Origin of the sequence: Sphingomonas sp. CD22 (genome assembly GCF_034556155.1) — a bacterium.
GTDB lineage: Bacteria > Pseudomonadota > Alphaproteobacteria > Sphingomonadales > Sphingomonadaceae > Sphingomonas.
Genome location: NZ_JAYDYX010000008.1, coordinates 114,593 through 127,795 on the forward strand (window position 1 = coordinate 114,593; position 13,203 = coordinate 127,795).

Annotated in this window: 16 protein-coding genes and 2 tRNA genes; 9 read left to right on the plus strand and 9 right to left on the minus strand. The window is 68.0% G+C overall.

Annotation, left to right across the window (positions count from 1 at the left end; translation table 11 throughout):
- Nucleotides 1-79 precede the first annotated feature (79 nt).
- The 3 genes from SFC76_RS15930 to nadA are packed head-to-tail and all read left to right on the plus strand — an operon-like array spanning nt 80 to nt 2,724.
- Nucleotides 80-937, plus strand: a complete 858-nt coding sequence (locus SFC76_RS15930; RefSeq protein ID WP_322850392.1) for an MBL fold metallo-hydrolase — start codon at nt 80-82, stop codon at nt 935-937.
- Complete coding sequence (locus SFC76_RS15935; RefSeq protein ID WP_322850393.1) at nt 934-1,665, plus strand: DUF4230 domain-containing protein; 732 nt, start codon at nt 934-936, stop codon at nt 1,663-1,665. Before SFC76_RS15930 ends, SFC76_RS15935 begins: the two co-directional genes overlap by 4 nt.
- 45 nt (nt 1,666-1,710) lie before the next feature.
- Nucleotides 1,711-2,724, plus strand: a complete 1,014-nt coding sequence (gene nadA, locus SFC76_RS15940; RefSeq protein ID WP_322850394.1) for a quinolinate synthase NadA — start codon at nt 1,711-1,713, stop codon at nt 2,722-2,724.
- 3 nt (nt 2,725-2,727) lie between these two features.
- On the opposite strand, the gene SFC76_RS15945 is transcribed toward nadA, so the two are convergent.
- Nucleotides 2,728-2,874 (minus strand): hypothetical protein, encoded by a 147-nt coding sequence (locus SFC76_RS15945; protein WP_322850395.1) that lies wholly within the window; start codon nt 2,872-2,874, stop codon nt 2,728-2,730.
- Nucleotides 2,875-2,951: 77 nt separating this feature from the next.
- On the opposite strand from SFC76_RS15945, the gene nadC reads away from it, so the two are divergent.
- From nadC to SFC76_RS15960, 3 genes are all read left to right on the plus strand, one after another.
- Nucleotides 2,952-3,800, plus strand: a complete 849-nt coding sequence (gene nadC / locus SFC76_RS15950) for a carboxylating nicotinate-nucleotide diphosphorylase (protein ID WP_322850396.1) — start codon at nt 2,952-2,954, stop codon at nt 3,798-3,800.
- A gap of 62 nt (nt 3,801-3,862) precedes the next feature.
- Nucleotides 3,863-4,330: a hypothetical protein gene (locus SFC76_RS15955; protein WP_322850397.1), complete on the plus strand. Its 468-nt coding sequence runs from the start codon at nt 3,863-3,865 to the stop codon at nt 4,328-4,330.
- On the plus strand, nt 4,324-5,040 hold the full coding sequence (locus tag SFC76_RS15960) for a ribonuclease T2 family protein (protein WP_322850398.1): 717 nt from the start codon (nt 4,324-4,326) through the stop codon (nt 5,038-5,040). Before SFC76_RS15955 ends, SFC76_RS15960 begins: the two co-directional genes overlap by 7 nt.
- A 3-nt stretch (nt 5,041-5,043) precedes the next feature.
- Here the strand turns inward: SFC76_RS15960 and SFC76_RS15965 are convergent, their stop codons facing one another.
- The 7 genes from SFC76_RS15965 to aroA all read right to left on the minus strand — a co-directional run bounded on the left by SFC76_RS15965 (nt 5,044) and on the right by aroA (nt 11,452).
- On the minus strand, nt 5,044-5,472 hold the full coding sequence (locus SFC76_RS15965; RefSeq protein WP_322850399.1) for a DUF4112 domain-containing protein: 429 nt from the start codon (nt 5,470-5,472) through the stop codon (nt 5,044-5,046).
- Nucleotides 5,473-5,477: 5 nt separating this feature from the next.
- The gene (locus SFC76_RS15970) at nt 5,478-6,911 is read right to left on the minus strand and encodes an ABC transporter substrate-binding protein (protein WP_322850400.1); all 1,434 of its coding nucleotides are present in this window, start codon (nt 6,909-6,911) and stop codon (nt 5,478-5,480) included.
- A gap of 2 nt (nt 6,912-6,913) precedes the next feature.
- Nucleotides 6,914-6,997 (minus strand) — tRNA-Leu (locus SFC76_RS15975).
- A 63-nt stretch (nt 6,998-7,060) separates the two neighbouring features.
- Nucleotides 7,061-7,339: an integration host factor subunit beta gene (locus tag SFC76_RS15980; protein ID WP_322850464.1), complete on the minus strand. Its 279-nt coding sequence runs from the start codon at nt 7,337-7,339 to the stop codon at nt 7,061-7,063.
- Nucleotides 7,340-7,471: 132 nt separating this feature from the next.
- On the minus strand, nt 7,472-9,193 hold the full coding sequence (gene rpsA, locus SFC76_RS15985) for a 30S ribosomal protein S1 (RefSeq protein ID WP_322850401.1): 1,722 nt from the start codon (nt 9,191-9,193) through the stop codon (nt 7,472-7,474).
- 268 nt (nt 9,194-9,461) lie between these two features.
- Nucleotides 9,462-10,124 (minus strand): (d)CMP kinase, encoded by a 663-nt coding sequence (gene cmk / locus SFC76_RS15990; RefSeq protein WP_322850402.1) that lies wholly within the window; start codon nt 10,122-10,124, stop codon nt 9,462-9,464.
- Nucleotides 10,121-11,452: a 3-phosphoshikimate 1-carboxyvinyltransferase gene (gene aroA, locus SFC76_RS15995; RefSeq protein ID WP_322850403.1), complete on the minus strand. Its 1,332-nt coding sequence runs from the start codon at nt 11,450-11,452 to the stop codon at nt 10,121-10,123. Before aroA ends, cmk begins: the two co-directional genes overlap by 4 nt.
- A 121-nt stretch (nt 11,453-11,573) precedes the next feature.
- Here aroA and SFC76_RS16000 point away from each other — a divergent pair, with 121 nt between their 5' ends.
- Together SFC76_RS16000 and SFC76_RS16005 are read left to right on the plus strand one after the other, a co-directional pair.
- Nucleotides 11,574-11,894: a TIGR02300 family protein gene (locus SFC76_RS16000; RefSeq protein WP_037534617.1), complete on the plus strand. Its 321-nt coding sequence runs from the start codon at nt 11,574-11,576 to the stop codon at nt 11,892-11,894.
- Nucleotides 11,895-11,977: 83 nt separating this feature from the next.
- Nucleotides 11,978-12,053: transfer RNA gene (locus SFC76_RS16005), tRNA-Ala, on the plus strand.
- Nucleotides 12,054-12,297: 244 nt separating this feature from the next.
- Here the strand turns inward: SFC76_RS16005 and SFC76_RS16010 are convergent.
- Nucleotides 12,298-12,513, minus strand: coding sequence for a cold-shock protein (locus SFC76_RS16010; protein ID WP_037534615.1), 216 nt, complete (start codon nt 12,511-12,513; stop codon nt 12,298-12,300).
- Between the two features lie 296 nt (nt 12,514-12,809).
- On the opposite strand from SFC76_RS16010, the gene SFC76_RS16015 reads away from it, so the two are divergent.
- The gene (locus SFC76_RS16015) at nt 12,810-13,028 is read left to right on the plus strand and encodes a hypothetical protein (RefSeq protein ID WP_322850404.1); all 219 of its coding nucleotides are present in this window, start codon (nt 12,810-12,812) and stop codon (nt 13,026-13,028) included.
- Nucleotides 13,029-13,203 lie beyond the last annotated feature (175 nt).

The window sequence follows — 13,203 nt, forward strand, 5'->3', positions numbered from 1 at the left end:
GGGATCGCCGATGGCGGACGCCGCTCCCGCCGCCCATCGCCTCTTGCGCTCCGTCGCGCATCGCGCCACATCCGACACAATGGCCGAGCATCCGACCGGTATCCCGATCCAGCTCGAGCCGCTCGTCACCCGTGTGCTCGCGCCCAATCCGTCGCCTTATACCTATGGCGGCACGCAGACGCATGTCGTCGGCGGCAGCGACCTGGCGGTGATCGATCCGGGACCGGACGATCCCGCGCATGTCGAGACGCTGCTGCGGGTGATCGCCGGGCGGCCGGTGCGTGCGATCGTCATCACCCATCATCACCGCGACCACAGCCCCGCCAGCCGGCCGCTCGCCGCCGCGACCGGGGCGCCGGTCGTCGGCGCCGCGCCGGTGCATGTCGCGAGCGAGACGCCCGGGCTCGATGCGGCGTTCGATGCCGCTTACGCGCCCGACCGCGTGCTCGCCGAGGGCGAGAGCGTCGCCGGCGACGGCTGGACGTTGAGCGCGATCGCGACCCCCGGCCATACGTCGAACCATCTCGCCTTCGCGCTGCCCGAGACGGGGGCGTTGTTCTCAGGCGATCACGTGATGGGCTGGGCGACCAGCGTGATCTCACCGCCCGACGGCGACATGGGGCAATATATGGCGAGCCTCGACAAGCTGCTCGGCCGTGACGATCGCATCTATTATCCCGGGCATGGCGAGGCGGTGGACCAGCCGCAGCGGCTGGTGCGCGGCATGCTGGGGCATCGCAAGCAGCGCGAGGGACAGATCCTGCGGCTGCTGCGCGAGACGCCGCTGGCGCTGGAGGAGATGACCCGGCGGATGTACGTCGGGCTCGATCCGCGCCTGATCCCGGCGGCGCAGCGATCGGTGCTCGCGCACCTCTACGATCTCAACAAACGGCAGCGGGTGAGCGAGGAGGGCGACCTATGGCGGAGCAGCGAATGAGCGATCCAATGCCCGACGCCGCGGCACCCGCGGTCCGATCGTCGACCGGATCGTTCCTCGGCAAGGCGGCGGGGATCATCGTGCTGCTCGCCCTCGCCGTGCTGATCGGCCTGTGGGGCGTGCAACGCTACGTCGAACGCCGGCTGTCGCCCGATCCGACCACCGTCGCCAGCGCCAGCCTGCAGGGGCTGCGCGAGCAGAACCGCCTGTCCGCCTTCGCCGCGCGCTTCGTCGCGGTGAGCACCTCGCGCCAGTCGCAGCTCGGCCTGTCGACCGAGAAGACGCTGATCATGCCCGGCCTGGTCCGCTACGAGGTCGATCTCGGCAAGCTGACCCAGCGCGACGTCGCCTGGGATGCGGACAGCCGCACCTTGTCGGTACGGCTGCCGCCGATCGAACTCGACGGGCCGCAGGTCGATCTCAACGCGATCCGCGAATATGGCAGCGGCGGCATCCTGTCGCGGCTGACCGATGCCGACACCGCGCTCGACACCGCGAATCGCCGGGCCGGGCAGGCCGAGCTGGTGCGGCAGGCGCGCGACGCGACGCCGATGAAGCTGGCGCGCGACGCGACACGGCGCGCGGTCGAGAACAGCTTCGTCATGCCGCTGCGCGCCGCGGGGATCGACGCCACCGTCAAGGTCAGTTTCATCGACGATCCCACGGCGGCGACCGAGCGGTGGGATGCCAGCCGGTCGCTGGCGGAAGTGCTTGGCAATTCTCGGTGACGGCGGCCGTTGAGGGGCGGCGCGCAATCGCCTAACGAGGGCGTTATGGAACTGACCAACAGCTTCGCCGGACTCGACCTCCGCGCCGAGATCGAGCGCCTCCGCAAGGAGCGCAACGCGGTGATCCTCGCGCATTATTACCAGAAGCCGGAGTTGCAGGACCTCGCCGATTTCGTCGGCGACAGCCTCGACCTCAGCCGCAAGGCGCAGGCGACCGATGCCGACGTCATCGCCTTCTGCGGGGTGCGCTTCATGGCGGAGACCGCGAAGATCCTGAGCCCCGACAAGATCGTCGTGCTGCCCGACATGGATGCCGGCTGTTCGCTGGAGGACAGTTGCCCGCCCGACCAGTTCGCCGCGTTCCGCGCCGCGCATCCCGATCATATCGCGCTGACCTACATCAACTGCTCGACCGAGGTGAAGGCGCTGAGCGACGTCATCGTCACCTCGTCGTCGGCGGAGACGATCCTGGCGCAATTGCCGCGCGACCAGAAGATCATCTTCGGTCCCGACCGCAACCTCGGCGGCTACCTCCAGCGCAAGACCGGGCGCGAGATGCTGCTGTGGCCGGGCGTTTGCATCGTCCACGAGGCGTTCAGCGAAACCGAGCTGATGAAGCTCAAGGCGCAGAATCCCGGCGCGCCCGTCGCCGCGCATCCCGAATGCCCGGCGGTGATCCTCGACCATGCCGATTACGTCGGGTCGACGCGCGGCATCCTCGAATTCGCCAATGCGATGCCGGGCGATACGCTGATCGTCGCGACCGAGCCGCACATCATCCACCAGATGGAAAAGGCGATGCCGCTGAAGAATTTCATCGGCGCACCGGGTGCGGACGGCAACTGCAACTGCAACATCTGCCCGTATATGGCGCTCAACACGATGGAGAAGCTCTACGTCGCGCTGCGCGACCTGACGCCGCGCATCGACATCGAGGAGGGGCTGCGCGTCAAGGCGAAGAAGAGCCTCGACGCGATGCTGTCGATGGCCTCGGCGACGGTCGGGCAGGGCGATCTCGGCCCGACGCCGTTCCGCGTGGTGCCGGTGACCGGCGACTGATCGTCAGTGCGAGGTCGCGGTCGTCGGGGCGAGCAGGTTGCGGGCTTCGTTGATATGGATGCCGACCAGGATCAGCTCCAGCTCGTCCGCCTTCTGCAACGCGGCGGCGAGCAACTGGTGCAGTTCCTCCAGGGCCTCGCGTTCGGTCATCGCCTTGCTTCCCCGTGATTCGGCTGCGGACCCATGATGTTATGGTCCGCTACGCCATACGACAGGATCGTATACGTATGACGCGCTTTACTCTAGACGGTTTCGACCTCGACGGCTTCGTCGCCGCCACTTTGGCGGAAGATCTGGGCGATCGCGGCGACATCACCTCCGCCGCGGTGATCCCGGCAGAGGCGCGCTTCACCGGGGTAATGGACACGCGCGATGCGATCGTCGTCGCCGGACTCGGCATCGCGGAAGCCTTTTTCCGGGCGCTCGACCCCGAGGTGCGGATCACCCGGCTGGTCGAGGACGGCGCCCGGGTGCCGGCGCATAGCGAGCTGATGCGGCTGGAGGGCTCGGCGCGGGCGCTGCTCACCGCCGAACGCTCGGCGCTCAACACGGTGCAGCATCTGTCGGGGATCGCGACGCTGACCCGCGCCTATGTCGATGCGATCGCGGATACCGGCGCGGTGCTGCTCGACACGCGCAAGACGATCCCGGGGCTGCGCCGGCTGGAGAAATATGCGACCCGCACCGGCGGCGCACAGAACCACCGGCTCGGGCTGTGGGATGCGGCGATGATCAAGGACAATCACATCGCGGTCGCCGGCGGCATCGCCCCGGCGGTGCAGCGTGCGGTCGCGGCGGGGATCGCGCGGATCATCGTCGAGGTCGACCGGCTCGACCAGATCGCGCCGGCGCTCGATGCGGGGGCGACGCATCTGCTGCTCGACAACATGCCGCCGGCGCTGCTGCGCGAGGCGGTGGCGTTGGTCGGCGGGCGCGTGCCGACCGAGGCATCGGGCGGGGTGCGGCTCGACACGGTGCGGGCGATCGCGGAGAGTGGCGTCACCTACGTCTCGGTCGGGCGGCTGACCCAATCGGCGCCCGCGGCGGATATCGGCCTGGATTTCACGGTGATATGAGCGGCGGCTTGCACGCCCCGGCGGGGCGGCTAGGCTGACATGAAGCAGCAAGGGGATTTGTCGTGACCAAACCGCCATCCATTGCCCGGTTCGAGCAATTCTACTGGGCGTCGGTGATACTCGGCCTGATCAACACCGCGCTCAACTGGCGCACGTCGCAGGCGGCGCTGGCGTCCAATCCGATGCTTGCGAGCATGTCGTGGCTGTTGCCGGCGATGCAGGTGCTGGGGCTGGCGATCGCGGTGCTGGTCTGGTTCTTCATCGTCCGCCGGCCGAGCGTGGTCGCGAAATGGGTGCAGGTGGTGTTCGCCGCCTTCGGCGTGCTCGCGGTCGTCTCCGCGGTCGTGCTGATCGCGCTCGGCAAGTCGGCGGTCAATGCGCAGCTCGCGCTGGGGCTGGTCGCCAACATCCTCTACGTCGCCGCGGCGGTGATGCTGTTCAAGCCCGATGCCAAAACGTGGTTCGGCGAGGGGCTGGACGAAGACGACGATCTCGACGTGGTCGAAACGCCGGACGCGCCGCGATGGTGATCGCGCGGGTCGCGGTCGCCGCGTTGCTCGCGGCGGTGCCCAATGTGGTGCAGGCGCAGGCCTATCAATGCGCCGCACCGGCGAGCATCGAACGGCCGCATCCCGACCTGCCGAGCGACAGCCAGCCGCGGCGGTTGCTGCCGATCGGCGGCTATACGCTGGCGATCACCTGGGCACCGCAATATTGCCGCGATCACGACCGCGACGGCGGCGCGCGCTTCCAATGCGCGGCGGGCAACCGGTTCGGCTTCACCCTGCACGGGCTGTGGCCCGACGGCATCGGCAAGGACTGGCCGCAATATTGCCAGGCGACCCCCTTGCTGCCGCGTGGCGTGATCCAGAAGCATATCTGTAGCACCCCGTCGGCGCAGTTGATGCAACACGAATGGTCGAAGCACGGCACCTGCATGGCCGGCTACCGGCCCGATCGTTATTTCGCCACCTCGACCAGCCTGTACGGCAAGCTGCGCTATCCGGACATGGACGCGCTGTCGCGCGCGCCGCTCACCGCCGGCGGACTGGCGGCGGCGGTCGCGCGCAGCAATCCCGGGCTCGGGCCGGACATGATGCGGGTGACGGCGAGCAAGCAGGGCTGGCTCGACGAGATCTGGATCTGCCTCGACAAGGCATTCCGCTACCAGCGTTGCCCCGCGCACCAGGGCGGCCTGCCAAGCGATGCGACGGTGAAGATCTGGCGCGGCGGGCGCTGATCGTCAGCCGATGATCGTCGCCGTCGCCGGATGATGTTTGTCGAGGTGGCGGCGGATGATCCGCAGGTTGCGGGTGTTCGACCGGAAGAAGAAATCGGGCACCGCGCCGACGAAGGGGATGATGCCCAGCGCCCAGTCGATCCCGACGTTGCCGAACATCCGCGCCATCTGCAGCTTCGACATGCCGAGATTGCGTGCTTCCCACACCAGCCACGACCCGACGAGGGCGGCGACCGTGGTGCCGATCACGGGAACGAGATCGAGGATCACGTCGAGGCCGAGCTTGCGGTTGGTGCCGGGGATGGTGAACAGCCCCTCCATCACCCGCTCCATCGCCTCGAGCCGGATGCGGACCGAGGCGGCGTCGCGGCCGACCGGCAGGGAGTCGAGCAGCGGACGCGCATCGAGCGGGCGGGGGCGGGTGGTGGTCATACCTTCTAATTGGTGTCGTCGCGCAGCCGGTTCAACGGGTGCCAGGCGCGGGTATTGGGACGCCACTGGCGCAGCCGCATCGCGACCAGCGACCAGCGCAGCGGCCGCGCGATCGGGATGAAGGGCGTATCCGTCGCCAGCGCGGCATCGGCGGCGGCGATCAGTCGCGACCGTTCGGCGAGCGTCGGGGCTTCGCGGGCGGCGACCAGCGCGCTCTGCGCGGCCTCGCCGCACAAGGCACAGGCATTGGCGAGATACCAGCGCGCGCTGTCATAGGGGGCGACCTGATCGATCAGGCGCAACTCGGCGTCGTCGTCGGGGCCGACGCGCTGCGGCGTGATGCCGATGGTGAGCAGCGACGCGGCGACCTGCGCATAGACCAACGTCGCGCCGGGACCGGACGGCAGCGCGATCCGCAGCGCCACCGGGGCGCCATAGCCGGCGACCCGCGCCTGCGCCGCGGCGACGCGCTGTTCGGGGGTGAGCAACGACCAGCCGGGCAAGGCGGGCGGTGCGGTCGAATCGAGCATGTCGGGCAGGATGCGCTCGGCCGGTTCCCAATTGGGCATCACCGCGGCGGTGACCGCGGCGCGGTCGATCGCCCCGCTGAGTGCGGCGCGGTTGGCGGGGTCGGCGAGGAACCCGTCGCGCTTGAGGATCGCGAACCCGAACAGCCCGGCGGCGGGATCGAGGCGCACGTTGGCGGGGGCGACGGACGCCAGCCCGACCAGCGGCCAGTCGCGGAAGGTGCCGCCGGCGACGTAATCCGACTCGCGCGCGGCGAAGCGGACGATGGCGCGGGCGGCGCGTTCGCCGATCAGGCGGACGTCCTGTTCGGGGCGCGTCCGGCGCTGATCGTCGGGATCGGCGCGGCCGGGATCGAAGGCGGGGCGGAGCAGCGGGCTGCGCGTGCCGCGGACGATGCGCATCGGCCCGGCGCCGCCGACGGTGCCGCTGCGCCACAGCGCCAGCTCGGGCTGGGCGAACAGCTTGAGCAGGTCGGGACGCGGGCGGAGCAGCCGCACCTCGATGACCTGCGGCGTCATCGTCACGATCTCGTCGACCGCGGTGAGGAAGGGGAGGAGGGGGTTGCGCGATCCCCGCGCGAGCTGGTGGCGCAATTGCGCGACGACCTGATCGGCGTCGACCTTGCTGCCGTCGCTCCACTGCGCATCGCGCAGCCGGAAGATATAGCTCATCCCCTGATCGATCACGATCCAGCGTTCGGCGAGCCCCGGTTCGATCTGGCCGGCCCCGTCGAACCGCACCAGCCCCTCCGCGGTGGCGTCGAGCAGCAGCCGCGATGGCGTGTCGAGCCGCATCCGGGCGGGATCGGCCGGGCGCGGCGGCGCACCGATCGCGCTGACGATCACCGGCCCCGAATCGGGGCGCTGACCACAGCCGGCCAGCGCCGACGCGCCGACGCCGAGCAGCAGCATGATGGTGCGGACGGCGGGACTCGAACCCGCACTCCAAAGGAAGCCGATTTTAAGTCGGAAGCGTCTACCGATTTCGCCACGTCCGCACACGGCTGCACGACAAGCGCAACCAGCGCCGACCGTCAACCCGCTACGGGCGGGAAGCGCGATCAGACGTTGAGGCGCGCGCGCATTTCCTTGCCCGGCTTGAAATAGGGAACGCGCTTGGCCTCGACCTCGACGGTCTCGCCGGTGCGCGGGTTGCGGCCGATGCGGGCATCGCGCGCACGGGTGGAAAAGGCGCCGAAGCCGCGCAGTTCGACGCGGCCGTTGGAGGCGAGGCGCCGGGCGATCTCGTCGAAGAAGGTCGAGACGATGGCGTCGACCTCGGCTGCCGACAGGGTCGGATTGAGCTCACACAATTTTTGAACAAGTTCAGAACGGATCATCGCAAAACTCCCCCCCGGTTGATGCAACCGTGGCTTGATAGAGATCAATGGGGTCTGCGTATAGGGCCAAAATGAACTTAAACGTAGAAACTTGGGCTGGAGCGGTACGAAACCACTCCAGCCCGAGCCGTCTTACTTCTTGTCGGCGTCCGCGACGCGGGCCTTGAGGGCCTCGCCGAGGATGTTGCCCAGGGTCGCGCCCGAGTCGGACGAACCGTATTGCGCAACCGCCTGCTTCTCTTCGGAGATCTGCATCGCCTTGATCGAGAAGGTCGGCTTCTTGGAACGGTCGAAGCCGGTCACCATCGCGTCGAACTTCTGGCCGACCTGGAAACGCTCCGGACGCTGCTCGTCGCGATCGCGACCCAGATCCGTGCGCTTGATGAAGCCGGTCGCGCCATCGTCGCCCTGCTGCACTTCGAGGCCCGCGTCGCGGACTTCGAGCACGGTCACGGTGACCACGGCGTTCTTGTTCAGGCGATCGCCCGATGCCGCGATGCCGCCAGCCGACGGGCCGCCGCGCTCGAGCTGCTTCATGCCGAGGCTGATGCGCTCCTTCTCGGCGTCGATGTCGAGCACGACCGCCTGCACGGTCTCGCCCTTGCGGTGCAGGTTGAGGGCATCCTCACCCGACACGCCCCAGGCGATGTCCGACATGTGGACCATGCCGTCGACGTCGTTGTCCAGACCAATGAACAGACCGAATTCGGTCGCGTTCTTGACTTCGCCCTCGACGGTCGAACCGATCGGATGGGCGGCGGCGAACGCTTCCCACGGATTGTTCTGCGCCTGCTTGAGGCCGAGGCTGATGCGACGCTTGTCCTCGTCGACCTCGAGCACGACGACATCGACTTCCTGCGAGGTCGAGACGATCTTGCCCGGATGGACGTTCTTCTTGGTCCAGGACATTTCCGAAACGTGGACGAGGCCCTCGATGCCCGCTTCCAGCTCGACGAACGCACCATATTCGGTGATGTTCGTGACGCGGCCCGACAGCTTGGCGCCGATCGGATACTTAGCCGATGCGCCGTCCCACGGATCCGACTCGAGCTGCTTCATGCCGAGGCTGATGCGCTGCGTGTCCTTGTTGATGCGGATGATCTGCACCTTCACCGTGTCGCCGATCGCGATCATCTCGGACGGATGATTGACGCGCTTGTAGCTGAGATCGGTGACGTGGAGCAGGCCGTCGATGCCGCCGAGGTCGACGAACGCACCGTAATCGGTGATGTTCTTGACGACGCCGTCGATGATCTGACCCTCGGCGAGGCTCTGGATCAGGCCCGAACGCTGCTCGGCGCGGGTCTCTTCCAGCACCGCGCGACGCGACACGACGATGTTGCCGCGCTTGCGGTCCATCTTGAGGATCTGGAACGGCTGCGGGATGTCCATCAGCGGCGTGACGTCACGGACGGGGCGGATATCGACCTGGCTGCCCGGCAGGAAAGCGACGGCGCCCGACAGGTCGACGGTGAAGCCGCCCTTGACGCGGCCGAAGATCACGCCCTCGACGCGCGCGGTCTTGCTGAATTCCAGCTCGAGCTTGTCCCAGGCGGCTTCGCGGCGGGCGCGGTCGCGGCTGAGCATCGCTTCGCCATGCATGTTCTCGACGCGGTCGACATAGACTTCGACTTCGTCGCCGACCTTCAGGTCGGCCTTCTGGCCCGGTGCGGCGAATTCGCGCAGCGGCACACGGCCTTCGGACTTCAGGCCGACGTCGATGACGGCGAGGTCGTTCTCGATGGCGGTGACGGTGCCGTGAACGACACGGCCCTCGAAGCTGTCGGCACCGCCGAACATGTCATCGAGCATCGCGGCGAAATCGTCGCGCGTAGGAGTGGGCTGGGTAGCCATAGGGTTAGAGTGTCCTCGGGTTTATCTGTTTCCGGCCAAGCGGTTGGATCCGCTGGTCTTGGCTGAAAACGCCGCGGCGACCCCATGCCGGTCGCGGCATCCATTGGGCGTCGGCACGCGGAGGAATACGATGCGCTGCTTGCGAAAAGGGCGCGACCGGGCCAGCCGGACGCGCCTACCTCCACGAACATCGGCTCGCAGGACCGGCGGGCCATAACCCAAAGCCCGCGTTTTGGCAAGGTGAGCGCGCTGGCGCTCCCGGCGTTCGTCAGGCCGGGCTGGCGCCGGCGCTCGGCTGCTGACGGGCGCGGGTGGCGGCGCGGGCCTCGACCATCGCGATCGCGCGGGCGACGCTCGCCTCGATCGTCATCTGGCTGGTGTCGAGCAGGGCGGCGTCGGGGGCCATGCTGAGCGGCGCCGCGGAGCGGGCGCTGTCGCGCGTATCGCGGGCGCGGATGTCCATCAGCACCTTGACGAAGGTGACCTCGAACCCCTTGGCGAGCAACTCCTTGTGGCGGCGCTGCGCGCGGATCTGCGGGGTCGCCTTGACGAACAATTTGGCGTCGGCGTCGGGCGCGATCACCGTGCCGATATCGCGGCCGTCGAGCACCGCGCCGCCGGGCTGGCGAGCGAAGCGCTTCTGGCGCTGCAGCAGCGAGGCGCGCACCAGCGGATGGACCGAGACGATCGACGCGAGCTGCCCGATATCGTCGGTGCGCAGCACGGGATCGTCGAGCAACGCCTCGTCGAAGTCGCAGGCGGCGACCGCATCGGCCTCTTTGGCGGGGTTGAGCTCAAGTCGCTGCACGTTGAACGCGACGGCACGATAGAGCAGACCGGTGTCGAGATGCGGGAGGCCGTAATGCTGCGCGAGCGCCTTGGCGATAGTGCCCTTGCCCGACGCTGCTGGGCCGTCCACTGCGATGATCATGCTTCCTCCGACACTTCTTCCAATGTCTTATAGAAGACGGGATAGCTGGTCGCCACCGGAGCGACGTCGTCGATCGTGACGGGACGTGCCGCATGCAGGCCGGCCACCGTCATGCTCATCGCGATACGGTGATCGAGGCGGGAGGCGACGCGACCGCCGCCGGGGATCGCGTCGCCGCCGGTGCCGGTGATCGCGAGCCCGTCCTCATATTCCTCGCAGGGGACGCCGCATGCCTCCAGCGCCGCCTTCATCGCGGCGATCCGGTCCGATTCCTTGACGCGCAGCTCGTGCGCGCCGCGCGCGACGGTGCGGCCCTTGGCGAAGGCGGCGGCGACGAAGAGCACCGGATATTCATCGATCATGCTCGGTGCGAGATCGGGCGGCACGTCGATCGCGGTGAGCGCGGCGTGGCGGACGCGCAGGTCGGCGACCGGCTCGCCGCCGACCTCGCGCCGGTCGATCTCGGTGATATCAGCGCCCATCAGCCGCAGCGCGGCGATCAGCCCGGTGCGGGTGACGTTGAGCCCGACGTTGCGGACGACGAGATCGGAGCCGGGGACGATCGACGCGGCGACCAGCCAGAAGGCGGCCGACGAGGGGTCGCCGGGGACGGTGATCGTCTGCGGCTTGAGCTCGGCCTCGCCATGGATGGCTATGATGCGGCCTTCGGGACCGTCCTCGATGGTCAGGTCGGCGCCGAAGCCGCGCAGCATCCGCTCGCTGTGGTCGCGGGTCGCGACCGGTTCGATGACGCGGGTGATGCCGGGCGTGTTGAGCCCGGCGAGCAGCACCGCCGACTTGACCTGCGCCGAGGCGACGGGAAGCGTATAAGTGATCGGCACCGCCGGACACATACCGCGCAGCATCAGCGGCAGCTTGCCGCCGGGGCTGGCGGTGACGTCCGCACCCATCTGCGACAGCGGTTCGATGACGCGGCCCATCGGCCGGCCGGACAGCGAGGCGTCGCCGGTGAAGGTGGCGGTGATCGGATGGCTGGCGACGAGGCCCATCAGCAGCCGCGTCGAGGTGCCGCTGTTGCCCATCTCCAGCGCGGTCGCGGGTTGCAGCAGGCCGCCGACGCCGACGCCGTCCACGCGCCAGGCGCCGTCGCCGGTACGCTCGATCGTCGCGCCCATCGCGCGGAGCGCCGCGGCGGTGGCGAGCACGTCCTCGCCCTCGAGCAGACCGGTGATGTGGCTGGTGCCGATTGCGAGCGCCGAGAACATCAGCGAGCGGTGGCTGATCGACTTGTCGCCGGGAACCTGGAGGGTGCCGGTGAGAGGCCCGCGCGGGGCCACGCTCAGTTCCTGGGGAAGGGGGTGCGCCATGGGCCGAGGGCTTTGACAGCCACCTTGCGCTATGGCAAGGCGCCCACCAACTCACGGGCCCAATCTACAGGCGGGGGCAACCTTTGCCTGCGACACCCAATTCCGAAAGGCACACCGCGGCATGATCAAGCCGGAATGGGGCACGAAGCGTACGTGCCCGAAATGCGCCACGCGCTTCTACGACCTCGAAAAGGACGATCCCGTCACCTGCATCAACTGCGGCACGACGTGGAATCCGGAGCCGATCCTGAAGTCCAAGCAGCCGCTGCCGTTCGAGCAGGCCAAGCCCGACACCAAGGAAGCCGATCGCGACCTGGAAGGCGAGGACGAGGATCTGGAAGCGCTGGGCGAAGAAGAAGAGCCTTCGGCCGATGACGAGGTCGATCTCGGCGGCGACGACGACCTGGGCGTGGAAGCGCCGAACGACGAAGACGAACATTGATCTGAAAAAAGGCATGGCCGGCGCCAATTCAGCGCTTGCCATGCCCCGGCGCCCCCGCTAGTGGGGCGCCTCCCGGAACGAATGGGGCCGTAGCTCAGCTGGGAGAGCGCTGCAATGGCATTGCAGAGGTCAGGGGTTCGATCCCCCTCGGCTCCACCATTCGTTCCGTTCTGCCGATGTGGCGGCAGAGTTTCCAAAGCATCGGGTCGATCCAGCGGCTGTCACTTCGGTGACGGGCGCCGTTTTCGTTTGCGGTGTTCTTGCACGGAAGGGATCCGAGCCAACGCGATGCTGAAGCGCGTGGCGATGGCGGCGGATCCGGACACAAAAAAGCCCGCGGTTTCCCGCGGGCTCTTGCGTTCAGGCCGGGCAAGGCGGTGTGACCCGCCCCGTCCGAAACCGATCAGTCGACCGGCTGAAGGTTGACGGCCGAGGTCTTGCCCCGACGGTCCTGCTCCAGGTCGTAGCTGATGCGCTGGTTCTGGTTCAGCGTCGCCATGCCGGCGCGCTCCACCGCCGTGATGTGGACGAACGCATCCGCGCCGCCCGTATCGGGTGCGACGAAGCCATAGCCCTTGTCGGCGTTGAAGAACTTTACGGTGCCGGTGATGCTGCTCATGGCAGATCCTTTCTTCTTGCGGCACGACGGTACGATTACCGACGCGCCAAATCGCGTACGAAGCAGGGAAGGAAGGAAGAGGGAGCCGCAAAGCACGCCGTAGACCGTCGATGTGCGACTCTAGCATTCCCTATATGGCGCATGCCGCGTCATTCGGCAAGGGGTGGACGTAGCTGGGCCACGAAGGCTTGCGCCGCAGCGCAGCAGGGTCCATTTGGAGAGCATCGGGCTGCTCCACTCTGCGCATGGCCCGACTGAGAGATGATATGCGCTCCCGCTGCCTATGGGAGACCCGCATGTCGCGTGCCATCAACGTCAAAGCCGCCAAGCCCGATGTCGAAGCTTTGTGCCGCAAGCACAAGGTGACGATCAGCGCGATCGAGACGCTCGCCTCGGGCGGGACGCGGGTCGTGCTGACCAACGCCGATGGCGCCGCGACGATGAACCGCGTGTTCGGCCGCAAGGTGCTGTCCGGCGCGGTGGAGCGCACGCCGCTGCGTCTGCGGACGGCGTAGGATCGCAAGGGGCGGCATCGGCCGCCCCGATCATCGAGGGCACGGCGAAAGCCCCCGACTTTGGTACATCAGCGTAGTGCTCCTGCTTTCGCAGGAGCACTGGGTAATTTCGTAGAAATTTGGTCATCCGTAGACGAGGCCGCCCGGGCGTCGTCCCTGGCCGATGACGTCGCGA